The organism is Flavobacterium sp. K77, from assembly GCF_021608205.1.
Classification (GTDB): domain Bacteria; phylum Bacteroidota; class Bacteroidia; order Flavobacteriales; family Flavobacteriaceae; genus Flavobacterium; species Flavobacterium turcicum.
The window spans coordinates 51,216-77,425 of sequence record NZ_JAKIHO010000003.1; the positions used below are offsets into that span (position 1 = coordinate 51,216).

Sequence of the window (26,210 nt, forward strand, 5' to 3'; positions counted from 1 at the left end):
GAAAACAATGTACATGGTCGCGTTTACATTGTTTTTTCTATCAAATCACAATACCAAAATCCATATTCATATGGAGCGTCAGAATCGGTATCACAGGCTGTATTTGAAGCAGTTGAAGTTGTTGGTTTTTCATATTTTCGATACACAGTTTCTCCTAGTTCAAAATCGATTGGTTGTTTAAACAAAGGACCATCAAAAGTAAAGGTGTGAAATTCTCCATTTTCTCCGCAAGGATCTACATTTGCAGGCAAGTCTTCTAAAAAGGAAGCATCAATAATTCGCCCAACAAAACTTTGATCCAAATACCGTTCGCTTACACAAACTACTATTGTTTTAAATCCTAAATCAATAAATTCTTGAATGAGTTCAGGAGTTGACTTTTGCCATAGCGGAAAAACACCTTGAAGACCAACAGTAGCTAATTTTTCTTCGCGGTAGCGGCGTAAATCTTCTAAAAATATATCTCCAAAAATTGATTGGGTGATGCCCTGATCTTTTAATTTCGATAGTTTTTCATGCATTACATTTTCGTAAACTTCCATGCTCGGCATTTCTGGCAAATACATGATTTCTAGTGGAATTCCGATACTTTTAGCTTGCTGCAGCAGTAAACTTTCGCGCACGCCATGCATTGAAATGCGGCCGTACTTTTCATTTACACTTGTAAGTAAGCAAGTCACTTCGATTTCTTGTTGTTGTAAAATTTTATATAATGCCAGTGCAGAATCTTTGCCACTGCTCCAATTAAATAAGGCTTTTGTTTTCAATGTAAATTGTGTTTTGTGCGGTAAACTTACAAAATTTCATGCTGTAGTACTGCAATCCTTTGTAACTTTGAAACTCTTGCTGAAACTACTTTTATGAAATATATTTTTTTACTGTTTTGCTCTTTTGCTTTGGCACAACAAACCAATTTTGTTGATTTTACTACCGCAAATGCAGAGCTAACGATTAACGCAGAGAACAAATCTGTTGCGGGCACTGTAACCTATACTTTTGATGTATTAAAAGAAACCGACACAATAGCCATTGACGCACAAAATATGATATTCAATGAAGTGCTTCTTAATAAAAAGTCTGTTCGCTTTCAATACACCAAAAAAGCGTTACTCTTAGTTTCTAATTTTAAAAAAGGAAACTATACACTAAGTTTTAATTACCAATGTAGCCCTATGCAAGCGCTTTATTTTGTTGGATCAACTGCTTTGGATAATTTACAAATTTGGACACAAGGGCAAGGGAAATACACAAGTCATTGGTTCCCGAGTTTTGATGATGTGAACGAAAAAGTAGTTTTTAATCTAGCTATACAATTTGATAAAGAATATAGCATTATTTCGAATGGTATTCTAAAGGAAAAGATTGTAGCGGACAATACAGCAGCATGGAACTACAAGATGACTAAACCAATGAGTTCGTATTTGTTGATGTTAGCTATCGGTAAATTTGATAAACGAATCGAATTTTCTAAATCGAAAGTGCCATTGCATACTTATTTAGATTCCAGAGATTCTGCACATTTTGATTGGACTTATCGTTACAACAAGCAATTGTTTGATGCACTTGAAAAATTAATTGGCGTGCCATATCCATGGGAAGTGTATCAGCAAGTACCTGTGAGAGACTTTTTGTACGCAGGAATGGAAAATACAACAGCAACAATTTTTAATTCGCGCTATGTTGTAGATGAAGTAGGTTTCAATGACCGTAGTTATACCAACGTCAATGCACATGAGCTCGCGCATCAGTGGTTTGGCAATTTGATCACGGCAAAAAGTAGCACGCATCATTGGTTACAAGAGGGTTTTGCTACTTATTTTGCTTTGCTGGCAGAAAGGGAATTGTATGGCGATGATTATTTTTATTTTAAATTATACGAATCGGCGCAGCAGTTAAAATATGCTTCGCGAACGGATGCAATTCCTGTTTTAAATGCGAAGGCGAGTTCGCTTACTTTTTACCAAAAAGGAGCTTGGGCGCTATTTGTTTTGCATCATGATATTGGTGACGAAGCGTTTAAAAAAGTCATTCGAAATTATCTCACTAAACACGCATATCAAACGGTAAATACAGATGACTTTTTTGCAGAGGTTAGAAAAGTAGCTTCATATGATGTGAAGAACTTTTGCAAAATTTGGCTCGAAAGTACGGCATTTGACACTCCAAAAAGCAATGAATTACTTTCGAGAAACAAAATGATACAAAGCTTATTGGAAGTGGAGCAGCTAAAAAAAGTAGGTTGGGATCAAAAATTCGATTCCATGCTCAAAATTATGGATTCTCAAGTGTACTTTCCCGTAAAAGAAGCTGTACTCAAACAACTAAAAAATGAAAAGTGGGAACGTCAAGCCATTTTTTTTACCAAAGCTTTGCAATCAAATGATTTGCAATTAAGGCAAGTTGTTGCTCAATTGTTACCACAGTTTCCAACTAGTTTTAGGGAGCAATACGAAACTTTATTGCAAGACGCCTCTTATCAAACTCAAGAAATTGCCTTGTTTACACTATGCGATTTATTTCCAGAAAACCGATCTAAATATTTAGATCAATCAAGAAATTGGGTGGGTTTAAACGATTATAATTTGAGGGTACTATGGCTTTCGCTTGCTATTACCACGCCAAATTATCTTAATGATTTGGATTCAAAAGTTAAAGAACTCAAATCGTACGCATCTGCAAAATACGAGGCCAACATCCGTCAAAATGCGCTTGAAAAACTAATTGCATTTGAGTTAATTGATGAGGTTGTTTTACGTGAGTTGGTGCAGGCAACTACACACCACATGTGGCAGTTTTCTAAATTTGGTCGCGATTCCATTCGGTTGTTATTGAAAAATCCACAATGGAGAAACGCTTTCATTGCTTTAGAACCTAATTTAGAGGCAACTGAGAAAGCGCAGCTCAACCGATTGTTGAAAGAATTGTAATTGCAATTTTACCACATTTCTGCCACTTCATTTTTTAAAAAGGCCAAGGCAGCATGACTCGGAGTTTGTTTTTCTAAAAATTGTTGCAGCAATTGCTCCCGTAACTGATCGGCATTGTTTACGTTGGCTTCACTAGCTACTTTGCGAATCATCTGAATTGTACTGTTTTTTGCAGTAAGAATAATTGTCCAGGCTTCATCAGATATATAAAGTTGTTGTGTCAAATTATGTTCTAATTCTTGCTCTATTTGACTGATTAGGTAATTAGCATAATCGTTTTTATTGTCACTAATAGGAGAAACGCGCAACAATAGTTTATTCGGATTAATGCGTTCTAAAAATAAGGTCAATCGCTCGCATGCTTGCAAACGAAGTGGTAAAGCTTGTTTGTTGGCTTCATTTTGTAACTGAAATTTTCTTGTTTCCTGCATTTCTGCAAAATAAGCGGTAAAAAAATAATAGGCTACACCGCCTGTTACAAGTGATGGTATTGTGTAAGCTAGAATGTCAATTAATTTAGAAGTATCCATGGCGATTGTTATAGTATTAATCAAAAAGCAAAAATATACTTTTTTAGGTACAAATCAACTTAGGATTCTTAGCTAATAAGGTAGTGGAATACTATTTTTGTCTCGCCTTTGAAAAATTAACGATGGAAAACTACATTTTACCTTTATTGTGTTTGGCTGCTTTTTTTGCAGGATTTATTGATGCAATTGTAGGCGGCGGTGGCTTAATTCAAACTCCAATGGGATTGGTTTTATTACCAAATCTTCCAGTAGCAACTGTAATTGGAACTCTCAAGATTCCCGCTTTTAGTGGTACTTCAATTGCGGCCTACCAATACCTCAAAAAAGTAAGCATGAATTGGAAATTATTGGCAATAATGATGGCCTTGGCGTTTCCTTCCGCTTTTTTAGGATCAACTTTACTGACTTATGTGAGTAATGATTTTATGAAACCTTTGTTGCTAGTTGTGTTGTCGTTTTTGGTAATTTATACATACGCAAATAAAAATTTCGGACAACAGAAAACAAAGGATACTTCTGCCACAACCCAAATTTGGTATGCTGTTTCCATCAGTTTTGTGATTGGGTTGTATGACGGTTTTATCGGACCAGGCACAGGAAGTTTTTTAGTAGTCGCATTTATAGCTATTATGGGTTTCGACTTTTTACAAGCCAGTGCCAATGCCAAAATGGTCAATCTAGCTACTAATTTTGGTTCTATTTGTTTGTTTTTTATCAAAGGAAAAATTATTTGGAGTATTGCCTTGCCTATGGCTGCAAGTAATGCTTTTGGTGGTTTTTTAGGAGCTAAATTGGCCATAAATAAGGGCAATGGATTTATCAGAATATTTTTCTTGATTGTCGTAATTGGCACCTTGACTAGGTTTGCGTACGATGTGTTTTTTAAATAAAAATGAGCTTAAATGTAACGTTGCTTTCTAGCTTTTGCGGTAGCGTAAATGTTGTTTTTGATGTTCCAAAGCTCGCTCAAAATGCCTATTTTTGTTCTCTTAAACTATAATATTCTCCATGCACAAATATATCGATCAACTGAATGAAGCCCAGCGCGAACCTGTTTTGCAAAAGGACGGTCCTATGATCATCATTGCGGGTGCCGGCTCCGGAAAAACAAGGGTGCTCACCATTCGTATTGCTTACCTAATGCACCAAGGCATCGATGCTTTTAGTATTTTGTCGTTAACCTTTACGAACAAGGCTGCGCGCGAAATGAAAAAAAGAATTTCAGATATCGTAGGTGCAGGCGAAGCTAAAAATCTTTGGATGGGTACTTTTCACTCTGTGTTTGCTCGAATTTTGCGTTCAGAAGCCGAACACTTAGGATATCCGTCTAATTTTACTATTTACGACTCTCAAGATTCACTGCGTGCCATTTCAGGAATTATCAAAGAGATGCAGCTTGATCGTGATGTTTACAAACCAAAGCAGGTTTTAGGACGCATTTCTAGTTTTAAAAACAGTTTGATTACGGTAAAAGCTTATTTCAATAATCCTGAACTTCAGGAGGCTGATGCTATGTCGAAGAAACCAAGAATGGGCGAAATTTATCAAAATTACGTAGACCGTTGTTTCAAAGCAGGTGCAATGGATTTTGATGATTTGCTCTTGAAAACCAATGAGCTTTTAACGCGTTTTCCTGAAATTTTGGCCAAATACCAAAACCGTTTTAGATATATTTTGGTTGATGAGTACCAAGATACCAATCATTCGCAGTATTTAATTGTACGTGCGTTATCGGATAAATTTCAAAATATTTGTGTAGTTGGTGATGATGCTCAAAGTATTTATGCTTTTAGAGGAGCGAACATTAATAATATTTTAAACTTTCAGAAGGATTACGAAGGTGTTAAAACTTTCCGTTTGGAACAAAATTATCGTTCTACCAAAAATATTGTGGAGGCAGCCAATACAATTATTGATAAAAACAAAGTCAAGCTGGATAAAATTGTTTGGACAGCCAATGATTTTGGACCTAAAATAAAAGTGCATCGTAGCCTTACCGATAATGAAGAAGGCCGTTTTGTTGCCAGTACAATTTGGGAACAAAAAATGCAGAATCAACTTCACAATGGGGCTTTTGCTATTTTGTATCGTACCAATGCGCAATCGAGAGCAATGGAAGACGCGCTACGTAAACGAGATATTCCGTATCGCATTTACGGTGGACTTTCTTTCTATCAAAGGAAGGAGGTAAAAGACGTTTTGTGCTATTTGCGTTTGGTTTTGAATCCAAAAGACGAAGAAGCGTTGATTCGAGTGATCAATTACCCTGCACGAGGGATTGGGAATACCACCATCGAAAAACTGACGATTGCCGCTAATCACTACAAGCGTTCGTTGTTTGAAGTGATGCAAAATATAGAGCGAATTGATTTAAAACTAAACTCTGGGACTAAGCAAAAGTTATTGGATTTTGTCACTATGATTCAGAGTTTTCAAGCAATTAATGAAAATCAAGATGCTTTTTATTTGGCTGAACATGTTGCTAAAAAGACAGGTTTAATTCAAGAACTCAAAAAAGATGCGACTCCTGAGGGAATGGCAAAAATTCAGAATATCGAAGAGCTTTTAAATGGTATCAAAGATTTTACCGAAGGGCAAATTGAAGTTGATGGCGCAAGAGGATCTTTGGCTGAATTTATGGAAGATGTAGCTTTGGCTACTGATTTAGATAAAGATACTAGCGATGAGGATCGTGTGGCTTTAATGACCATTCACTTGGCCAAAGGACTAGAGTTTCCGCACGTTTTTGTAGTGGGTATGGAGGAAGATTTGTTTCCTAGTGCCATGAGTATGAGCACCAGAAGTGAGCTTGAAGAGGAGCGTAGGTTGTTTTACGTAGCTTTAACACGTGCTGAACACCAAGCGTATTTAACTTATTCGCAATCGCGTTACCGCTGGGGCAAATTAACCGATAGCGAACCATCACGATTTATTGAAGAAATTGACCCTCAATATTTAGAGTATTTAACTCCAGCAGAGAGTAATTACCGATTCAAACCAATGATTGACAGCGATATTTTTGGCGATGTTGATAAATCTAAACTGCGATTAGCGAAACCATCTAACGGAACTCCGCCACCTAAAACAAGTGCTCCAGGACCAAAACCAGAAATTAATGTTCGAAAATTAAAACCAGTTGGTTCTAATGCAGGTTCCGGAACAAGTAATTTATTCGACAATCAATTGGCAATAGGTAATGTGGTTATGCACGAACGCTTTGGCAAAGGCGAGGTTCTCAATTTGGAAGGAGCTGGTGCTGATAAAAAAGCAGAAATCAAGTTTGAAGTAGGCGGCATTAAAAAATTATTACTGCGCTTTGCGAAATTGGATATTATTGGATAAAAATTTGTTTGAAGTTTAAGGTTTAAAGATGTCATTAAAAAGCACTTCAAACCTTAAACAATTTAAACTTTAAACTTAAAAATAAATGGCACAGTTTATCAAAATATACGAAGACAAACCCAACGAAGCCGCTATTGCAAAAGTAGTGAAGGTTTTAAAAGAAGGAGGATTGGTGATTTATCCAACCGATACGGTTTACGGATTGGGTTGTGATATTACCAATACAAAAGCACTGGAACGCATTGCAAAAATCAAAGGAATTAAGCTAGAGAAAGCTAATTTTTCTTTTATCTGTCATGATTTAAGCAATTTATCCGATTACGTAAAACAAATTGATACGCCTACTTTTAAAATCCTAAAACGTGCTTTGCCAGGACCGTATACCTTTATTTTACCCGGAAATAATAACTTGCCAAAAGAATTTAAAAAGAAGACTACAGTCGGAATTCGTGTTCCAGATAACTCCATCATTCTAGAGTTAGTTAAGCAATTAGGCAATCCAATTGTATCAACCTCAATTCGAGATGAAGATGATGTGATTGAATACACAACAGATCCGGAGCTGATTTTTGAAAAATGGCAAAATCTAGTTGATCTTGTTATTGATGGAGGTTACGGAGATAATGTAGGTTCTACCATCATCGATCTATCTGATTTTGAGCCAGTAGTTGTTCGTGAAGGAAAAGGTAGCTTAGATATTTTATAACATTAAACTGTTTTGTGGATAATGAGGAGTTTTTGTAATTATTTTATTCATCGGGCTGTTTATTATCGATATTTTTAGTTTTTCGTCTGGCAAATAATATTTTGGCTTGATTTTGGCTATTTTGATTTTAATATCTATATTTACAAAAATCGCATCAGTAAAACTTAATATATAGCATGCTATTCTTAATTATATTTAATTGGTTGTTAAAGAAAAATTGAGGATACATAAGGGCAGGTCTTAGGATCTGCCTTTTTTATTTTAAATGAATGCAAAAAAAAAATCACCTCGCGAGAGGTGATTTTTTCATTAAAAAACAAAATTAATTATTGTTTTTGTTTTTTCATTTCTTTTTCGATCATATCGTAAAATTGGTCAATCTTTGGCAATACTACAATACGTGTTCTTCTGTTTCTAGATCTGTTTTCAGCAGAATCATTAGCTACTAAAGGAATGTATGAACTTCTTCCTGCAGCAATCAATTGCTCCGGTTTTACACCCAATTGATTAGTCAATACGCGAATGATAGAAGTAGAGCGTTTTACACTTAAATCCCAGTTGTCTAATAATACGCCTGAACCGTTGTAAGGAACATTATCAGTATGACCTTCGACCATACATTCAAAATCTGGTTTGTCATTTACCACTTTTGCAACTTTTGCTAAAACTGTTTTAGCTTTGTCAGTTACATCATAGCTACCGCTTTTGAATAACAATTTATCAGCAATTGAGATAAACACAACTCCTTTTTCAACATTGATTTCAATATCTGGGTCAGAGATACCAACAGAACTTTTTAAACTTGTAACCAAAGCTAGTGTAACACTGTCTTTTTTAGTTAAAGCATCCTGCATTCTGCTTATCTTTAAATCTTTTTCCTTGATAGATTCAAGGGCTTTTTCAATATTTTGTGCACCTTTTGTAGATAAAACCGTCATATCTTTCGAAACGCTGATTAAACCTTGATTTTGCTCTTTTAAAGTGGCAGCTGTAGCAGCAAGTCCCGCTTTTTCTTCTAAACAAGCATTTAACTTTACAGTAGCAGTGTTTAATAAATCTTGAGTTTCTTTGTTTCTAGCTTCTAACTCAGTGTATTTCTTTTTAGAAACGCATGAGGTCAAAAGTGCCATTACGGATAATGCTAATACGATTTTTTTCATAAATAATTATTTTGTTGTTTTACAAAAATAGGTTTTAAGTGTTAATTAAACAGTCTACAAAAGTACAATTAATTGTTAAAACTTATTGCTCAAAGACCTTGCCAGCTTTAATGAAATATTGATAAACTATACTTTTTATGTGGAAATACTGTGCCATTTGCACCATATCCCGTTTTTTATAATGCTTTCTAAATCCCTGATAGAAAGAAAAGTGCGCTCTTAATATTGCCCAAAAATGTTTTACTTTTCCTTGTGTTAAAAATTGTATTCCCGCTAGTCCATCTAAAACCATTCTCGTAAAAAGAATTGGAATCAAACTTTTTTTAGGCAAATTTTTAGTCAACATAAACAAGGAGTTTCTGAAATTCAAATAGGTTTTCATGGGGTTACCTTGCTGCAATGTTGCTCCGCCAACATGAAAAACGGTACTTTCGTGTACATATTTTATTTGATAACCTTTATTATTAGCACGCCAACACAAATCAATTTCTTCTTGATGTGCAAAAAAATCATCATCAAAACCTTTTAACTCATGGTACACGGAGGTGCGAATAAAAAAGCAAGCGCCCGATGCCCAAAAAATAGTTCGGTTGTCGTTGTACTGTCCATTGTCTTTTTCGATTGAGTCAAAAATTCGGCCACGACAGTACGGATACCCATATTTGTCAATAAATCCGCCCGCTGCGCCAGCATATTCAAACAAATCCTTTTGTTTGTAATCTAAAATTTTTGGCTGAATTATTGCTGTTGAACGTTCTTCTTGAAATGTTTTTACAATTGGGGTTAACCAATTTGGTGTTACCTCAATATCAGAGTTTACTAAAGCGTACACATCTGCTTGTACATTTTTTAAAGCTTCATTATATCCTTTTGCATAACCATAATTCCCATTATTTTGAATGATTTGAGCAGTAGGGAAGTGTGCTTTAACAAAAGCTATTGATGCATCAGTCGAGGCATTATCGGCGACATAAATATCGGCTTCAGGAGAATATTGAAGCACTGAAGGCAAAAACTTTTCGAGCAATTGAACTCCATTCCAATTTAATATAACAACGGCTATTTTCATTTTTAGATTTTAAATCGTAACGTTTGGGTAAGCGGGTAAGTCTCTCAAAAACTGGTATTTTTCTTCTAGAAAATCCATTTGGCAAAAATAGTGATTCAAACCATTAGTCACCATTAAATATTGTGCTTGCAAGGTCATATTGTACTGTGCAATTTGATCGAAAGTGGCTTGAGAAATTTTTACTTCTGGTGCCTTACATTCAATGAGTACATAAATACTGCCGTCTGTCAAGTAAACGACCACATCATATCTTTTGCGCAAGCCATTCACTTGAAGTACTTTTTCAACATTGATGAGTGATTTTGGATATTTTTTTTCTTCTATCAAAAAGTGAATCACATGTTGTCTGACCCATTCTTCAGGTGTAAGAATGATGAACTTTTTACGAATAACATCAAAAATTGCTGTTTTATTTTCGCTATTTTTGAAACGAAATTGAAAAGAAGAAAATTGTAATTGCTGCATGCGGCAAAAATAAGTATTTAGTTTAAAGTGATGGCGTAAAATAGCAGGAATGCTTTTTATTTCGGTCCATACTTTTGCTAAAACACCAAATTTTATGGACGAAGTTGTAAAAATTGTCACTGATATTAAAAATGGAGTTATCAAACCTATTTATTTTTTAATGGGTGAAGAACCTTACTATATTGATAAACTCTCAGATTATATTGAGCAAAAAGTCTTAACAGAAGAGGAGAAAGGATTTAATCAAACGGTTTTATATGGTCGCGACGTAACAATTGATGATATTGTGTCTGCAGCCAAGCGTTACCCTATGATGGCAGATCGTCAAGTGATCATTGTTAAAGAAGCTCAAGACTTGTCTCGCAACATTGAAAAATTGGAAAACTATGCCGAAAACCCCATGCCAAGCACGGTTTTAGTGATGTGTTACAAGTACAAAACTTTAGACAAACGAAAAAAGGTAACCAAACTGCTAGCCAAAAACGGGTTGGTTTTTGAAAGTAAAAAACTGTACGAAAACCAAGTAGGCGATTGGATTAAACGTGTTCTCTCAGGTAAAAAATATGGTATCGACCCAAAGGCTAATGCGATGCTTGTAGAATTTTTAGGAACCGACTTGAGTAAAATAAATAATGAACTAGAAAAACTGCAAATCATTCTCCCGCCAGGAAGCACTATAATGCCTAAAGATATTGAGGAGAATATTGGTTTTAGTAAAGATTATAATGTTTTTGAATTGCGAAAAGCTTTGGGGGAACGCAATCAACTGAAGGCATACAAAATTGCTGCGAATTTTGCCCAAAATCCAAAAGACAATCCAATGGTGGTAACAACCAGTTTAGTCTTTGGATTTTTTATACAGCTTTTAAAATACCATGGTTTAAAGGATAAAAACCCGAAAAATGTAGCTGCTGTGCTTGGTATAAATCCATTTTTTATGAAGGAATACGATTTGGCATTAAAAAATTACCCCATGAAAAAAGTAAGCCAAATCGTGGGCGCTTTACGAGAAATTGATGTTAAGAGCAAGGGAGTAGGCGCTAATCAAATGTCGCAATCTGATTTACTAAGAGAAATGCTTTATAAAATTTTCAATTAAAACTCAAAAGAACGATATTTGTAGCCCGTTATGAATAACAGGATTTCAAAAATGTAACACCACAAATATGGGAATGAATAAAAATACAATTTTAGGTTGGGCTACCTTAATTATGATACTAATGGGGCTTTTACTGATTGCACTGGGAGCTTTTCGTTATGATGATGTTGCTGGCTGGGGCTTTGCCGCTGTAGGAGTTGGTTTTTTTGCTAACGCATGGGTATTCAGCTCTTTAAAAGGACGTTTGTAAACTACATTGAATTAAAAATTAGAAAAAATACATAAAAAAAAAATAAATCATGGCAGACGATAAGAAAGTTATATTCTCAATGTCAAAATTGAGTAAAACCTACCAAGGAGCTGATAAACCAGTACTTAAGAATATTTATTTAAGTTTCTTTTACGGAGCAAAAATTGGTATTTTAGGTTTGAACGGATCTGGAAAATCATCTTTATTAAAAATTATCGCAGGGGTTGATAAAAACTACCAAGGAGATGTAGTTTTTGCACCAGGCTATACAGTTGGCTATTTGGAGCAAGAACCAATTTTGGATGAGTCAAAAACAGTTATCGAAATTGTACGCGAAGGTGCTGCTGAAACGATGGCTGTACTTGAGGAATATAACAAAATCAATGATTTGTTTGGTTTAGAAGAAAACTATTCTGATCCAGATAAAATGGATAAATTGATGGACCGTCAAGCGGCATTGCAAGATAAAATTGATGCTCTAGGCGCTTGGGAAATCGATACTAAACTAGAAATCGCTATGGATGCCTTGCGCACACCTGAAGGCGATACGCCAATTAAAAACCTTTCTGGTGGAGAGCGTCGTCGCGTAGCACTTTGTCGTTTGTTGTTGCAACAACCGGATGTTTTGTTACTTGATGAGCCAACCAACCACTTAGATGCGGAGTCGGTTTTATGGTTAGAGCAGCATTTGGCACAATACGCAGGGACTGTAATTGCAGTAACGCACGATCGTTATTTCTTGGATAATGTTGCGGGCTGGATTTTAGAGTTAGATCGTGGAGAAGGTATTCCTTGGAAAGGAAATTATTCTTCATGGTTGGATCAAAAGTCAAGCAGAATGGCATTGGAAGAGAAAGTAGCTTCTAAACGTAGAAAAAACTTAGAGCGTGAGTTAGACTGGGTGCGTCAAGGTGCAAAAGGTCGTCAGACTAAACAAAAAGCGCGTTTGCAAAACTATGACAAGTTGCTCAACGAGGATCAAAAACAACTAGATGAAAATCTAGAAATTTATATCCCGAACGGGCCGCGTTTAGGAACAAATGTTATTGAAGCTAAAAATGTAGCGAAAGCTTTTGGTGAAAAGTTATTGTATGATAACTTGAATTTTACTTTGCCACAAGCAGGAATTGTTGGAATTATCGGACCAAATGGTGCGGGTAAATCAACAATTTTCAAAATGATAATGGGCGAGCAAGAAACAGATAGCGGATCATTCTCAGTAGGAGAGACCGTAAAAATTGCTTACGTTGACCAATCGCACTCTAATATTGATCCAAATAAATCAATTTGGGAAAATTTTGCTGACGGACAGGAATTAATTATGATGGGAGGAAAGCAAGTAAATTCAAGAGCTTACCTTTCTCGTTTTAACTTTGGTGGCGGAGAGCAAAACAAAAAAGTTTCGATGCTTTCTGGTGGAGAACGTAACCGTTTACACTTAGCAATGACTTTAAAAGAAGAAGGTAACGTTCTATTATTGGATGAGCCTACCAACGACTTGGATGTAAATACTCTTCGTGCATTAGAGGAAGGTTTGGAGAAATTTGCGGGTTGTGCAGTGGTGATTTCACACGACAGATGGTTTTTGGACCGTATTTGTACACACATCTTGGCTTTTGAAGGAGATTCAGAAGTGTACTACTTTGAAGGTGGTTTCTCTGAATACGAAGAAAACAAAAAGAAACGTTTGGGTGGTGATTTAACTCCAAAACGATTGAAATACAGAAAATTGATTCGAAATTAAGAATTGATTTTACTAAACACAAAAGGATAATCTACTCGATTATCCTTTTTTTGTTTGTACTTCGAGCAAGACTTTATGCTAAAAATTTATTCAAGATTTCTTTTGTAGGAACCATGCAAGACTCTTTCATACCATACCATTTATAACGATTACGAGCTACATAATCGTAAACTGAATTTAAAATAGTATTAGGCAACCAACTGATTAGTGCTCCAAAAATAAAAATGCCACCAAGATCTTTCGCGATTTCAAGTGCAGCCTCAGCTTTGTAATAATAAGCTACACCAGGCTGGTATAAAATGATACTATCGGTTTTTGTAGTGTCAATGCCCAAATAATTAATAATTTCTTGTCCTAAGGTTGACTGCGAGGCTACAAATCGGAAAACATCTTTGGAGTCGTGTTTTATTATTTTTTGCACACTAGCATCGCACAAATTACATACGCCATCAAAAATGATTATTTTTTTGTCTTTAGGTAAATTTTGCATTTTTTTTGTCAAAACTAATTATTTGAATTTTTATTGTTGTCAATAAAATTCAAAAAAGTACTTATTTTTTCACGGCTTCTACCAATTCCAAAACTTCGAGACTCGCTTTTGAGGTAAAAACACCATAATTTACTGTAGCCTTGTTTTTCTCAATACTGTCAATAGTTCCCACAGCTTTGCCGTCAAACATTCGCACGCGATCGCCAATTTTTAAAATCGGTTTTGGTTTTTCAACCACCACTTTTTGTTTTTTCTCTTTCTTTTCCTTTCGGATTTCTTCTACCTGAACGGTTACTTCCTCTATGATCTCTTTCTTTTTCTCTAGTTGGGCTTTACTTTCTTTGGCAGTCGCTTTTTTGCGTTTTGAATTTTCTATTTCAATAATTTTCAAAAATTCGCCTATGAGTTCTTTTTTGTTCTTGTTGTTGAAATATTTCTCCGAGATGTCTTCGATTTTTTGACCAATGTAAATCGTCTTTTGATTGCTGTCGTACAACTCTTGATAACTCTCTAGTTTTTGTTTGATTTTGACATTGATGGTTTCCATTTTTTTGCCCTCTTCACGTGCTCTTGACTCTTCTTCTTTGAGGGTTTGCGATGTTTTTTCGAGTTTTGAACGCTCTTTTTGCAGAGTAGCAATGGTTTTGTCAAAACGTACTTTACCCACTTCAATTTTCTTTTTGGCTCGGTTGATTAAGCTAAACGGAATCCCATTTTTTAAAGCCACTTCAAAAGTAAAAGAGCTTCCGGCTTGACCCAAAACCAATTTGTACATAGGTTCGAGTGTTTTTTCGTCAAATAACATGTTGGCGTTGGTTGCAAAAGGCAATTCGTTAGCCAAGATTTTTAAATTAGAATAATGCGTCGTGATGATTCCAAAAGCTTCACGGTGGTAAAACTCTTCGAGGAAAATTTCAGCAAGAGCGCCACCCAATTCCGGGTCAGATCCTGTACCAAATTCATCAATTAAAAACATGGTTTTGCGGTTGCATTTTTTTAAAAAATAGTTCATGTTTTTCAATCGGTAACTGTAGGTACTCAGGTGATTTTCTATCGATTGATTGTCTCCAATATCAGTTAAAATACGATCGAATAAAAAGGTTTCGCTGCGCTCGTGTACCGGAATAAGCATACCCGATTGTAGCATCAATTGCAGCAAACCAACGGTTTTTAACGAGATTGTTTTTCCTCCAGCATTTGGTCCTGAAATCACAATAATCCGATTTTCCTGCTCCAATTCAATGGTTTGCGGATGCGTAATTTCGTCCTTTTGTTTGTTGTTCAAATACAAAATAGGATGGTAGGCATCTCTAAAATACAAACGACGTTCTTCAGTAATATTGGGTAAAATTCCATTGATTTTATTGGCATATTTGGCCTTTGCGGCGATAACGTCAATGTCACTTAAAAAGTCTTGGTATTGCACTAATAAGGGTAAAAAAGGACGAATTTGGTTCGATAATAATTTTAAAATTCGAGTGATTTCTTCTTTTTCTTCGTATTCTAAATTGCTCAGCTCACGCGAATATTGTAAGGTTGCTTCGGGTTCAATGTAAGCAATACTGCCTGTTTTTGAACTTCCCATAATCGAACCTTTAACCTTACGACGGTACATGGCTAAAACGGCTAAAACACGACGGTTTTGCACAAAACTTTCGCGAATATCATCTAAATAACCCAATGAATTGTAGTGCGTTAGGGCCGTACCAAAACTTTGATTGACTTTGCCGCGCACTGCGTTCATGCTCCTGCGTATGTTAAGCAAATCAGGTGAGGCATTGTCTTTGATTTCGCCATACTTGTCTACCACATCATCAATCATGTGAATGATGTCTTTGGTCAAAGTGACTTGTTTGGCGCGGTGGTTTAGATTAGGATAATACTCCTCGAATTTTTGTAAAAATTGCAACATGAAATTGACCGTTGCCGATAAGTTTGCAATTTTTCGAAAGCTGCTTACTTCCAGAAAACTGTCTTCAATGGCAAGAAATTTAATTTCGTGTGTAATGGCATCAAACCCATGATTGGGAATGGCGTTGTTGTTTTGAAAAGAAGAAACATACTCTGAAGTTTGCAACAAAGCTTGCATCAAAGTGTCTTTGTCTCTAAAAGGTGTGATTTCTAGCGCCTTTAATTTTCCTATTTCGGTGTTACAAATGGTAGATATGGTGTCAAGAATTACGGGAAACTGTAAATCTTGTAGTGTTTTGTCAGTTATTGAAATCATATTTTGTTTAGCCTTTGAGTTGCAAAAGTAGTTATTTGTTAAGGTTTTTTGACTTTAATTAGCAAAGAATTAAATAATGTTTAGGGTAATTAACAAAGCTGTCCTGAACCAAAATGAATGTATCTTTGGGTTTTAAATTACAAATGAAAATGATACCCAATTTGCACCCTTCGTGGCAAGCTGTTTTAGCAGAAGAATTGAAAAAACAGTACGTGGCTACTTTGCTGGATACGGTAGCACAAGAATATGCGCAATATACTTGCTACCCACCGCAGGAATTGATTTTTGAAGCTTTGAACCAGTGTTTGTTTGAGGATATAAAAGTGGTCATTATTGGTCAAGATCCGTATCATGGAGCAGGTGAGGCGAATGGACTTTGCTTCTCCGTATCTGATGGTGTGGCAATTCCGCCCTCGTTACGCAATATTTTTAGAGAATTAAATGATGATTTGGGTGAAATTTTGTTGCCTTCATCAGGTAATTTATTGGCTTGGGCCAAACAAGGTGTGTTGCTACTCAATGCGACTTTAACCGTGCGAAAAGACAGCGCTAACAGCCACAAACACTTGCCTTGGCAGGAATTTACAACGGCAATTATTGAGCGAATCAATGTCGAAAAACAAGGGGTTGTTTTTTTACTTTGGGGCGGCTTTGCGCAAAAAAAAGGTAAATTGATTGACCGCAACAAACATTTAGTTCTCGAAAGCGGACATCCTTCGCCGCTGAGTGCCAATCAAGGCAAGTGGTTTGGAAACAAACATTTTAGTCAAGTAAATGCTTATTTGAAATCTAAAGATAAAGAACCTATCAATTGGGTTTTGAACGGAAATGTAGGGTGAAAAAAAAGCCAACAACCACTGTTTTGCGTGACTGATGGCAGTGGAGCTCTTTTTGGGGCGGCTTTTTTTAGCCGACCCAAAAAAGCGGGAACGTACAGCAGGACCCGAAGCTTTTGCGTAGGGGCAAGCCCAAATAAAAACCGAAAACAGACTATTTTTTGATAATTTCGTCGAGAACGGCTTTGTTGCTGTAGTTGATTATTTTTAGAGTAACGGCTTGATTTTTTACTGTTTTTCCTTCAATTACGTACAATTTTCCGTTTTCTTTTTTAATGTTGCTTTGGTCAAAATCAACATCGCCGAATTGCAAGGTGTTTTTGATATCAGCCGTATCAATCCATTTTTCCTGCATTACTTTGGTAGCTTTTTCAGAATAATAGAAGGGTTTGTTGCGAAGGTCGTTGAGTACTCTGGCGTTCGGGAAATAGTTGCAGCGCGTGTCCTTGCCGCTAAAAACGAGACCCACAAAAAACAGGCCGAGAACCATACCAACCAAGTAATAAGCAAAACGGTGAACTAACTTCATGTGTTTATTTTTTGTGCAAAGGTAGCTGAAAGTTCTCTTAAAAAACAATTAAATTAATGTCGCTACTTGGTAAATTGAACCAATCAGCAATGGCATTGTTTGTTAGGATTCCGTGGTACATGTACACGCCGTTTTTGAGTCCTTTGTCACAACGAATGGCGCTTTCGATACCGCCATCTTCGGCAATTTGCATCAAATAAGGAGAGATAATATTGCTGATAGAAAGGGAAGCGGTTTTGGAGTAGCGCGACGGAATATTAGGCACGCAATAGTGCAGCACATTGTTTTTGATGAAAGTTGGTTTCTCGTGCGAGGTAACTTCGGAAGATTCAAAACAACCTCCGGTGTCAATACTTACATCAACAATTACAGCACCGTTTTTCATGTGTTCCACCATAGTTTCGGTCACAATAACAGGACAACGGTCTTTGCCACGCATGGCGCCAATGGCAACATCACAGCGACGCAAGGCTTTGAGCAAGGCTTTTGGCTGAATGGTAGATGTAAATATGCGTTGGTTTAAATTGTTTTGCAAGCGGCGTAACTTGGTAATAGAGTTGTCAAAAACTTTTACCGAAGCGCCCAAACCAATTGCGGTTTTGGCAGCAAATTCGCCCACAGTTCCAGCTCCTAAAATAACCACATCAGTAGGAGGAACGCCGGTAATATTGCCAAATAATAATCCTTTTCCAAGATCATTGGTAATCATAAGCTCCGCAGCGATTAAAATAGAGGCTGTTCCGGCAATTTCGCTCAAGGATTTGACTGCAGGATAAGTTCCACCTTCGTCCTTAATATATTCAAAAGCGAGTGCGGTAATTTTCTTTTTGGTCAAAGCCTCAAAGTATTCTTTTTTGCGCGTTTTGAGTTGTATGGCTGATATTAAGATTGTCTGCGGTTGCATCATGTCGATTTCGGCTAGAGTAGGCGGTTCTACTTTTAAAATCATGGGACAACTAAATACTTTTTGAGTGTCGTTGGTAATTTCAGCGCCTGCTTGACTGTATTCTTTATCGGTGTAACTAGAGCTTAAACCAGCGCCAGCCTCAATCATTACGCGGTGCCCTTGAAAAGTTAATGAGGTTACGGCATCTGGCGTAAGGCAAATGCGGCGCTCCTGAAAACTAGTTTCTTTTGGGATTCCAATAAAAAGTTCGCTCTTTTGGCGTGCTACTTCTAATTTTTCCTCTTGAGGTAAAAGATCTTGTTTGGAAAATGGCGTTATAGTAATGGACATGGTTGGTTTTGAATTTTAAGGGTACAATTTACGCAAAAGTTGGCTACGATTTGACTTGAAATTAAATTAAAAAGACGCTTTTTAAATTGTGTTTTGAGTCAGAGGTTTTTCCATTTTTATATCGGCTCTTTCGTATACGCCGTCTTCCAATTCGATTTCGACAAAGCCATATTTTCGATACAAATGTATTGCCGAATGTAATTTTCGGTTTGAATACAAAACAAGCTTGCTAAAACCTTGCTTTTCGGCAAAATCAAAACAATGTTGTAGCAATTCCTTGCCAATTCCTAAGCCTTGTACAGCATCAGTAACTGCCATTTTGCTTAGCTCAAACACACCTTCTTCCATTTTGAGAAGTGACGCAGTTCCTACTATTTCGTCTTGGTATTGAGCATAAAAAATGAAACCGCCTTGATCAATAATCTGTCCCTGCGGATCTGAGAGCACTTTTTCGTCTTTGGGTTCTACTTTAAAAAACTTGGTAAGCCACTCTAAATTAAGTGTTTTAATATGTTCTTTTAAAGCGGGAGTATAAGGTAAGATGGTTACAGTCGATGTGCTTGACATGGTAATTAGCTTAGGGTTAATGATCTATTTCCGTCAGGTAAAACTGTTATCGTAACTACAGAATGTACGGGTGGAATTAAATTCTCAATTTTTTCAGCCCATTCAATAAAACAAAAATGTCCAGAATATAAGTAATCATCAACACCGATATCCAAGGCTTCTTCTTCCTTATTCAGTCTGTAAAAATCAAAATGATAAACTAACTGATTATTGGCTGCTTCGTACTCATTTACCAACGAGAACGTAGGACTACTCGTTGCGCTTTGTACGCCCAATGTGCGGCAAAGTTCCTTGATTAAAGTGGTTTTACCAGCGCCCATTTCGCCGTGAAAAAGAATCACTTTCGATGGGTTTTCGTTGAGTATGGCTTGCGCAACGCTTGCTAATTGGTCAATTGAAAAAATGGTATTCATTTTTATTAAAGGGTTTAAAGTTTGCCATTCAAAGTGTAATTGATGCATGGCAAACTGATACTGCTTACTTATCTCGGATTAAATACCAAAAACGGAATGATCATTTCTTCTAACGAAATACCACCGTGTTGGTACGTATTTTTGTAATAACTCACGTAATGATTGTAATTGTTTACGTAAGCCAAAAACAAATCTGTCTTTGCAAAAATAAAAGAACTACTCATATTTATGGCAGGTAAACCAATATTTTTTGGTTCTTTCACGGCATACACATCTTTGTATTCATAGGTTAAGCTACGACCTGTTTTGTAACGCAGGTTCAAACTCGTGTTTTTGTCACCTACTACTTTTGTTGGATTTTTTACGTTAATAGTACCATGATCTGTAGTTAAAATAAGTTTGAAACCCATTTTTTGCGCCTGCTGAATAATTTCAAGTAAAGGCGAATTTTTGAACCAACTCAAAGTCAAAGAACGGTAGGCTTTGTCATCTGATGCTAATTCCTTTACCACATCCATTTCTGTTTTTGCGTGCGATAACATATCCACAAAATTATAGACTATGGTAACCAAGTCGTTTTCTTTTAGTGCTTTGAAGCTTTCGGCTAATTTTTTTCCTCCGGCTAAACTTGTGATTTTAAAATAGTCTTCTTTGATATTCAGTCCCAAACGTTTGATTTGTGCTGATAAAAATTCGGCCTCAAACAAGTTTTTACCGCCTTCCTCGGGATCGTTTTTCCAATATTGCGGAAATTGTTTTTCCATTTCTAAAGGTGTTAATCCAGAAAAAATAGCGTTGCGGGCGTATTGCGTTGCGGTAGGCAAAATAGAGTAGTAAGGCACTTCTTTTTCCAATTTATAGTAGTTGCCTACAACAGTTTCAAAGGTTTTCCATTGGTCATAACGCAAATTGTCAATCACAACAAACAAAATTGGCATGTCTTTTTTCTTCAATTCTGGCAAAACCAACTCCTTAAACAAAGTATGCGATTGTATTGGTCGGTCAGCCTCGGTAACGCTAGCGACTTTTTTAGGCATCGGTGCAAACCAATCTTCGTAATTGCGTTCGATAAATTTACCAAATTGCGAGTTAGCCTCCACTTTTTGCGACTCTAAAATCTGAATCATACCTTGATCGTCAATATTTTCAAGTTCCAGCTCCCAAAAAATCAATTTTTTATACAATTCTATCCAATCTTCGTAGGAGTTGACCATTCCCATTTCCATGGCTATTTTTCGGAATTCTTTTTGGTAATCCAAAGTTGTTTTTTGCGAGACCAAGCGCGAGTGGTCTAAGTTTTTCTTTAAACTCAGCAAAATTTGGTTCGGATTAACAGGTTTGATTAAATAATCTGCAATTTTAGAGCCAATGGCCTCTTCCATGATATATTCTTCCTCGCTTTTGGTAATCATAATCATAGGTACAGCCGATTTCTTTTCTTTCATTTCCGAGAGGGTTTCCAAGCCACTCATACCGGGCATGTTTTCATCTAAAAAAACAATATCAAAATTGGTTTCTTCAAATAAAGCAATAGCGTCAAGCCCATTATTACAAGTAGTTACCTCGTAATTTTTCTTCTCCAGAAATAAAATATGTGGCTTTAACAAATCAATTTCGTCATCAACCCAAAGTATTTTTATAGTATTCATATGTATTGTCAATAAAGTTCAAAAAAAAGTAATCAAAGTGCCAAATTACATCATTTTACAGCGTTGCTTTCCTAAATTTTTGATAATTTTTAAAACAAATTCAACTTCCTGAAAGCTCAAAATGTTCTTGTTTTATTCTCCTAATTCTTTTTTTAGGGCGTGCCCCGCGCTGCGTAAACTCCGCTTGGGTCAGGCTGTACGCTGTATCTTTCCTTTTTTTTGCAAAAAAAAAGCAAAGGATGCCGCTTCCATCCTTCACGCGAGACTATTTTATAATTCGAGACTAAGTTCCAAATACATTGTTTTCCAGTGAATTGCAATTGTCACTCAGTGAGAATCAAAAAATTAATAAAAATTTGGCAGTATTATTGTACTAAGTTTATGAAATTCTTTCTTAACTTGTGGCAAGGAAGAGAGTCAAGAGACTTCAAAATGGAGCATAAATACAATTAATTAAAATTCAAATACCATGACACACGATTTTACCACCATCGATAAAGAAGCAATTGCAGAATTAAAATTTCCAGCAGTAGAGGTACTAGAAGACGATCAAGAAATTAAAGAAAGAATGAGCGAAATCAACCGCGCTTTAGCTCTTGGAAATCTTGAGCATTCAAAAATTAAAATATTTTTTGAAGACGTAGAGTCTAAAAAAGTTGTAGATACAACCGTTTGGGCTGTAACTGATAAAAATATTATCTTGAAACAGGGTGTAATGATTCCAATTCACCGTATTCATAAACTTTTTTAAAAATTCAGTGACTAGCAAAACAAATAGTTGGGAGAGATTTGACAGGAAATGAAGTTTTTAACAATCGAATATTTTGAATTTAATGCAAAAACTTAAAAATAATTCAATCAAAATTATATTAGCGTTCGCTTTGTCAATTCTTACTTTATTTGCGATTGATAAAATAAATATTGATATTGATTGGCTTATAATAATATGTCTTTTAGTACAAATCATTGTATTTTGTTGCGCAATTGCAAACTTAATCCTAATCACATTTTATAGAAGCGAAATTGAAAGTAAAATCCTAGCGTTAATTTTAAGTATAATTCCAATAGTTGTATCTATTTATTATTTTTCAGCTTTCTTATCCATTCAATGTTAAAATAAACAACCTAAAGAAAGTATGACAGTTTAATTAAGACTTGGAAATTGAAGTTTGAATAGAACAAACTTAAAAAGTAAAACTGATTAAATTAATCATAAATAAAAACAAACCTCTCCCAAAAAAACGCTACAAGCTATTGGAGTATTCAACATAATGTGAAAATTGGTTTATCCTAAAATTAACGCTAATTTAGATCCAAATCGTTTGTAACGCGATAACTGAAACACTTTTAACAAAAAAGAGAATTTCTATTTGTTTTGCAGTTCTAATTTATACCAAAATACGGCAGTTGCAATGCTGTATATTGACTACCTTTGGAATTCATTTTTGCCAAAATTATTGTTATGAATTCCTCCCTGTTTTATAGTTTTTTACAAAAACAATTTCCTTTTCAGCCCACTTACAAACAAGATATTTTTTTTCAAAAAATAGCCATTTTTTTGACTGAAGCAGAGAACAGAACCATTTTTGTACTCAAAGGCTACGCAGGTACAGGGAAAACAACAGTTATTTCGACCATCGTTAACAGCTTACTTGACATAAACAAAAAGTATGTGCTGCTGGCACCAACAGGTCGAGCGGCCAAAGTAATTGCCAATTACTCTAACAAGCCCGCTTTTACGATTCATAAAAAAATATATTTTCCTAAAAAATCTTCTGGTGGCGGAGTTTCTTTTACTTTACAACCCAACAAACACAAAAACACCATTTTCATCGTTGATGAGGCTTCGATGATCTCGGATACGAATTCAGATTCTAAGTTGTATGAAAACGGTTCCTTGTTAGATGACTTGATTTCCTATGTGTATTCAGGTGCGAATTGCAAAATGATTCTATTAGGAGATACCGCACAGTTGCCTCCGGTGAATTTAGATATCAGTCCAGCACTTGATATTCGCACGCTTGGTATGAATTACGATAAGGAAGTTGAACATATCGAACTAGACGAAGTCATGCGTCAAGAGGAAAATTCGGGTATTTTATTCAATGCCACAGAATTGCGAGAAGTACTCAAAGAATCATTTATCACTGATTTTAAATTCGACCTTAAAAAATTCAAAGATATTGTGCGTTTAACTGACGGCTACGATATTCAAGATGCTATCAACTCTGCCTATAGTAATTACAGTATTGAAGACACCGCATTTATAGTTCGCTCCAATAAAAGAGCCAATCAATACAATGAACAAATTCGAACCAAAATTCTAGACAAAGAGAGCGAGCTTTCCACAGGAGATTTTTTAATGGTGGTTAAGAATAATTATTTTTGGTTAAAGGATTCTGATCAAGCAGGTTTTATTGCCAATGGAGATATTATTGAAGTGCTAGAAATTTTTAGCATCAAGGAGTTGTACAGCTTCAAATTTGCCAAAGTAAAAATCAGAATGGTAGATTATCCCGATCAAAAACCTTTTGAAACCGTTTTGCTTTTGGATACCATTAAAAGCGAATCTCCTTCGCTTACGTATGAAGAATCAAACCGACTCTACCAAGAAGTTTTGAAAGATTACGAAGGCGAAACGAAATTCAAACAATTCCAAAAAGTAAAAGCTAATGAATATTTTAATGGCTTGCAGGTAAAATTTTCGTACGCCATTACCTGCCACAAATCACAAGGAGGGCAGTGGAACACCGTGTTTATTGAGCAACCGTATCTGCCGGATGGTGTTGATAGGGATTATATTCGTTGGTTGTACACCGCCATGACGCGTGCCAAGAACAAATTGTATTTAATTGGTTTTAAAGATGATAGTTTTGTAGAGTAAATTCAAAAAGTATGAAACAACGAATTGCACATATTGCCTTGCTAGTTCCGGATTACGACCGCGCGATTGCTTTTTTTACCCAAAAATTAAACTTTGATTTAATCGAAGATACCGTTTTGAGTCCAAAGAAACGCTGGGTTTTGGTCGCGCCAAAAGGAAGCTCTGGCTTTAGTTTGCTTTTAGCGAAAGCCAGCAACCAAAATCAAAAAGATAGCATTGGCAACCAATCGGGTGGGCGCGTATTTTTGTTTTTAGAAACAGACGATTTTGAGAGAGATTACCACAACTTACTCCAGCAGCACATTACAATTGTTAGAGAGCCCATAACCGAAAGCTACGGAAAAGTAGCCGTTTTTGCAGATGAATTTGGTAATTTTTGGGATTTAATCGAACGAACTGCCAACTAAAAAAGAGGAAAAAATGGATACTTTAAACGATTTACATAAGATTTCAGGCACTTTTTCAAACACCGAAAAAATGCCCGTTTTGTTTCTTGGTCATGGCAGTCCCATGAATGCCATTGAAGAAAATCAGTTTGTATCTGGATTTCGGAATTTGGCCAAAACGCTGCCACAACCCAACGCTATTTTGTGTATTTCGGCGCATTGGTTTACTAACGGAACCAAGGTTACAGCAATGGAAATGCCGCGAACAATTCATGATTTTGGAGGTTTTCCGCAAGCGTTATTTGACGTGCAATATCTTGTAAACGGTAGTCCAGAATTAGCAGTAGAAACTAAGCAATTATTGACGCCGATCGCGGTTGAACTCGATGAACATTGGGGTTTAGATCACGGTGCTTGGAGTGTAATTAAACATTTATATCCAGATGCCAATGTTCCTGTAATTCAGTTAAGTATTGATTATACAAAACCCGCGGAATACCATTTTGATTTGGCACAAAAATTAAGTGCTTTACGTACCAAAGGAATTTTAATTGTTGGAAGCGGAAATATTATTCATAATTTGAGATTAGTCGATTTCCCTAATTTAAATAAAGATAATTACGGCTATGATTGGGCCATTGAAGCTCGAGAAACTATCAATGCACATTTATTAAACGGAAATTTCAAACCGCTTATTGATTTTGAAAAACAAAGCCAAGCTTTACAATTAGCAATCCCAACTCCAGAGCATTATTTACCTTTAATTTATACTTTGGGTTTAAAAGGAAAGCAAGAAGAACTCAGTTTCTTCAATGATAAATTATTAGGAGGATCGTTGAGCATGACTTCGGTAAAAATTATGTAGTATCGGTAAAACAAACTACTTCAAACGAATTTTTAAATAGCACGAAAATAATTTCATCCTTGGTTGCAATGATGTATTTTTGAACTCAAACTTTTTTAACCACATGAAAATAATAGCAGTCATTCCAGCACGATACGCATCAACACGATTTCCAGCAAAATTAATGCAAGATCTTGGCGGTAAAACCGTAATTTTAAGAACCTATCAAGCAGCCATAAACACGCAATTGTTTGATGATGTTTTTGTAGTAACGGATTCTGATTTGATTTATGACGAAATTATTTCTAACGGTGGAAAAGCAATTAAGAGTGTCAAGGAACACGAATCGGGTAGCGATCGAATTGCCGAAGCAGTCGAAAATCTAGATGTTGATATTGTAATTAATGTACAAGGCGATGAACCCTTTATTGATGCCGAACCTTTGGCAAAAGTCATTGAAGTTTTTAAAAACGATTTGGATAAAAAAGTAGATTTAGCATCGTTAATGCGCGAAATTACTAATCAAGAAGATATTAACAATCCTAATAATGTGAAGGTGGTCATAGATCAAAACGGATTTGCTTTGTACTTCTCACGTTCTGTAATTCCGTATCCACGAGAGCAAAACGTAGGTGTTCGATACATGCAACACATTGGTATTTATGCTTTTAGGAAACAAGCTTTATTGGATTTTTATAGCTTACCAATGCAATCTTTGGAAGCATCCGAAAAACTAGAACAACTGCGCTATTTGGAGTTTGGCAAACGAATCAAAATGGTTGAGACCACACACGTAGGAATTGGAATTGATACTGCAGAAGATCTTGAAAAAGCACGAAAAATGATCGATCAATAA

General features: G+C 35.9%; 25 protein-coding genes. 13 read left to right on the plus strand and 12 right to left on the minus strand.

What is annotated here, in order from left to right:
* Nucleotides 1–23 precede the first annotated feature (23 nt).
* Entirely contained in the window at nt 24–767 is a 744-nt protein-coding gene (locus L1S34_RS07475) for a diphthine--ammonia ligase (RefSeq protein ID WP_236363488.1), read from the minus strand.
* Nucleotides 768–860: 93 nt separating this feature from the next.
* On the opposite strand from L1S34_RS07475, the gene L1S34_RS07480 reads away from it, so the two are divergent.
* Entirely contained in the window at nt 861–2,927 is a 2,067-nt protein-coding gene (locus tag L1S34_RS07480; RefSeq protein WP_236363489.1) for a M1 family metallopeptidase, read from the plus strand.
* 8 nt (nt 2,928–2,935) lie between these two features.
* Here the strand turns inward: L1S34_RS07480 and L1S34_RS07485 are convergent, their stop codons facing one another.
* Nucleotides 2,936–3,457 (minus strand): DUF7935 family protein, encoded by a 522-nt coding sequence (locus L1S34_RS07485; RefSeq protein ID WP_236363490.1) that lies wholly within the window; start codon nt 3,455–3,457, stop codon nt 2,936–2,938.
* Between the two features lie 122 nt (nt 3,458–3,579).
* Here L1S34_RS07485 and L1S34_RS07490 point away from each other — a divergent pair, with 122 nt between their 5' ends.
* The 3 genes from L1S34_RS07490 to L1S34_RS07500 all read left to right on the plus strand — a co-directional run bounded on the left by L1S34_RS07490 (nt 3,580) and on the right by L1S34_RS07500 (nt 7,505).
* Nucleotides 3,580–4,347, plus strand: coding sequence for a sulfite exporter TauE/SafE family protein (locus tag L1S34_RS07490; RefSeq protein ID WP_236363491.1), 768 nt, complete (start codon nt 3,580–3,582; stop codon nt 4,345–4,347).
* 118 nt (nt 4,348–4,465) lie between these two features.
* A complete protein-coding gene (locus tag L1S34_RS07495) occupies nt 4,466–6,799 on the plus strand; it encodes an ATP-dependent helicase (RefSeq protein WP_210790227.1) in 2,334 nt (777 codons plus the stop codon).
* Between the two features lie 85 nt (nt 6,800–6,884).
* Nucleotides 6,885–7,505: an L-threonylcarbamoyladenylate synthase gene (locus tag L1S34_RS07500; RefSeq protein ID WP_210790224.1), complete on the plus strand. Its 621-nt coding sequence runs from the start codon at nt 6,885–6,887 to the stop codon at nt 7,503–7,505.
* A gap of 326 nt (nt 7,506–7,831) precedes the next feature.
* On the opposite strand, the gene L1S34_RS07505 is transcribed toward L1S34_RS07500, so the two are convergent.
* The 3 genes from L1S34_RS07505 to L1S34_RS07515 all read right to left on the minus strand — a co-directional run bounded on the left by L1S34_RS07505 (nt 7,832) and on the right by L1S34_RS07515 (nt 10,199).
* Nucleotides 7,832–8,665, minus strand: coding sequence for an OmpA/MotB family protein (locus L1S34_RS07505; RefSeq protein ID WP_210790222.1), 834 nt, complete (start codon nt 8,663–8,665; stop codon nt 7,832–7,834).
* Nucleotides 8,666–8,747: 82 nt separating this feature from the next.
* Nucleotides 8,748–9,734 carry a glycosyltransferase family 2 protein gene (locus tag L1S34_RS07510; RefSeq protein ID WP_236363492.1) on the minus strand — a complete coding sequence of 329 codons (987 nt, stop codon included), beginning with the start codon at nt 9,732–9,734 and terminating at the stop codon, nt 8,748–8,750.
* 9 nt (nt 9,735–9,743) lie between these two features.
* The gene (locus tag L1S34_RS07515) at nt 9,744–10,199 is read right to left on the minus strand and encodes a type I restriction enzyme HsdR N-terminal domain-containing protein (RefSeq protein ID WP_236363699.1); all 456 of its coding nucleotides are present in this window, start codon (nt 10,197–10,199) and stop codon (nt 9,744–9,746) included.
* A 94-nt stretch (nt 10,200–10,293) separates the two neighbouring features.
* Here L1S34_RS07515 and holA point away from each other — a divergent pair, with 94 nt between their 5' ends.
* From holA to ettA, 3 genes are all read left to right on the plus strand, one after another.
* Entirely contained in the window at nt 10,294–11,298 is a 1,005-nt protein-coding gene (holA, locus tag L1S34_RS07520) for a DNA polymerase III subunit delta (RefSeq protein ID WP_236363493.1), read from the plus strand.
* 67 nt (nt 11,299–11,365) lie between these two features.
* Nucleotides 11,366–11,548: a CAL67264 family membrane protein gene (locus tag L1S34_RS07525; RefSeq protein WP_166134592.1), complete on the plus strand. Its 183-nt coding sequence runs from the start codon at nt 11,366–11,368 to the stop codon at nt 11,546–11,548.
* A 49-nt stretch (nt 11,549–11,597) separates the two neighbouring features.
* Nucleotides 11,598–13,292: an energy-dependent translational throttle protein EttA gene (gene ettA / locus L1S34_RS07530; RefSeq protein WP_166134590.1), complete on the plus strand. Its 1,695-nt coding sequence runs from the start codon at nt 11,598–11,600 to the stop codon at nt 13,290–13,292.
* A 73-nt stretch (nt 13,293–13,365) separates the two neighbouring features.
* Here ettA and L1S34_RS07535 read toward each other — a convergent pair whose 3' ends face one another.
* Both L1S34_RS07535 and L1S34_RS07540 read right to left on the minus strand, forming a co-directional pair.
* Complete coding sequence (locus L1S34_RS07535; RefSeq protein ID WP_236363494.1) at nt 13,366–13,782, minus strand: thiol-disulfide oxidoreductase DCC family protein; 417 nt, start codon at nt 13,780–13,782, stop codon at nt 13,366–13,368.
* Between the two features lie 61 nt (nt 13,783–13,843).
* Entirely contained in the window at nt 13,844–16,009 is a 2,166-nt protein-coding gene (locus L1S34_RS07540) for an endonuclease MutS2 (RefSeq protein WP_236363495.1), read from the minus strand.
* Nucleotides 16,010–16,158: 149 nt separating this feature from the next.
* Here L1S34_RS07540 and ung point away from each other — a divergent pair, with 149 nt between their 5' ends.
* Nucleotides 16,159–16,848 (plus strand): uracil-DNA glycosylase, encoded by a 690-nt coding sequence (ung, locus tag L1S34_RS07545; protein ID WP_236363496.1) that lies wholly within the window; start codon nt 16,159–16,161, stop codon nt 16,846–16,848.
* A gap of 151 nt (nt 16,849–16,999) precedes the next feature.
* On the opposite strand, the gene L1S34_RS07550 is transcribed toward ung, so the two are convergent.
* The 5 genes from L1S34_RS07550 to L1S34_RS07570 all read right to left on the minus strand — a co-directional run bounded on the left by L1S34_RS07550 (nt 17,000) and on the right by L1S34_RS07570 (nt 21,240).
* The gene (locus L1S34_RS07550) at nt 17,000–17,374 is read right to left on the minus strand and encodes a DUF4258 domain-containing protein (RefSeq protein WP_236363497.1); all 375 of its coding nucleotides are present in this window, start codon (nt 17,372–17,374) and stop codon (nt 17,000–17,002) included.
* Nucleotides 17,375–17,411: 37 nt separating this feature from the next.
* A complete protein-coding gene (locus tag L1S34_RS07555) occupies nt 17,412–18,611 on the minus strand; it encodes an alanine dehydrogenase (RefSeq protein ID WP_236363498.1) in 1,200 nt (399 codons plus the stop codon).
* Between the two features lie 81 nt (nt 18,612–18,692).
* Nucleotides 18,693–19,178 carry a GNAT family N-acetyltransferase gene (locus L1S34_RS07560; RefSeq protein WP_236363499.1) on the minus strand — a complete coding sequence of 162 codons (486 nt, stop codon included), beginning with the start codon at nt 19,176–19,178 and terminating at the stop codon, nt 18,693–18,695.
* A 5-nt stretch (nt 19,179–19,183) separates the two neighbouring features.
* Entirely contained in the window at nt 19,184–19,591 is a 408-nt protein-coding gene (gene tsaE, locus L1S34_RS07565; protein ID WP_236363500.1) for a tRNA (adenosine(37)-N6)-threonylcarbamoyltransferase complex ATPase subunit type 1 TsaE, read from the minus strand.
* A 68-nt stretch (nt 19,592–19,659) separates the two neighbouring features.
* Nucleotides 19,660–21,240 carry a bifunctional response regulator/alkaline phosphatase family protein gene (locus L1S34_RS07570; RefSeq protein WP_166134574.1) on the minus strand — a complete coding sequence of 527 codons (1,581 nt, stop codon included), beginning with the start codon at nt 21,238–21,240 and terminating at the stop codon, nt 19,660–19,662.
* Between the two features lie 469 nt (nt 21,241–21,709).
* Between L1S34_RS07570 and L1S34_RS07575 the strand changes: the two genes are divergently transcribed.
* From L1S34_RS07575 to kdsB, 5 genes are all read left to right on the plus strand, one after another.
* The gene (locus tag L1S34_RS07575) at nt 21,710–21,991 is read left to right on the plus strand and encodes a hypothetical protein (RefSeq protein WP_236363501.1); all 282 of its coding nucleotides are present in this window, start codon (nt 21,710–21,712) and stop codon (nt 21,989–21,991) included.
* 711 nt (nt 21,992–22,702) lie between these two features.
* The gene (locus L1S34_RS07580; protein ID WP_236363502.1) at nt 22,703–24,124 is read left to right on the plus strand and encodes an ATP-dependent DNA helicase; all 1,422 of its coding nucleotides are present in this window, start codon (nt 22,703–22,705) and stop codon (nt 24,122–24,124) included.
* An 11-nt stretch (nt 24,125–24,135) separates the two neighbouring features.
* Nucleotides 24,136–24,531: a VOC family protein gene (locus tag L1S34_RS07585; RefSeq protein ID WP_236363503.1), complete on the plus strand. Its 396-nt coding sequence runs from the start codon at nt 24,136–24,138 to the stop codon at nt 24,529–24,531.
* A 13-nt stretch (nt 24,532–24,544) separates the two neighbouring features.
* Complete coding sequence (gene ygiD, locus L1S34_RS07590; RefSeq protein WP_236363504.1) at nt 24,545–25,375, plus strand: 4,5-DOPA dioxygenase extradiol; 831 nt, start codon at nt 24,545–24,547, stop codon at nt 25,373–25,375.
* A gap of 103 nt (nt 25,376–25,478) precedes the next feature.
* Entirely contained in the window at nt 25,479–26,210 is a 732-nt protein-coding gene (kdsB, locus tag L1S34_RS07595; protein ID WP_236363505.1) for a 3-deoxy-manno-octulosonate cytidylyltransferase, read from the plus strand.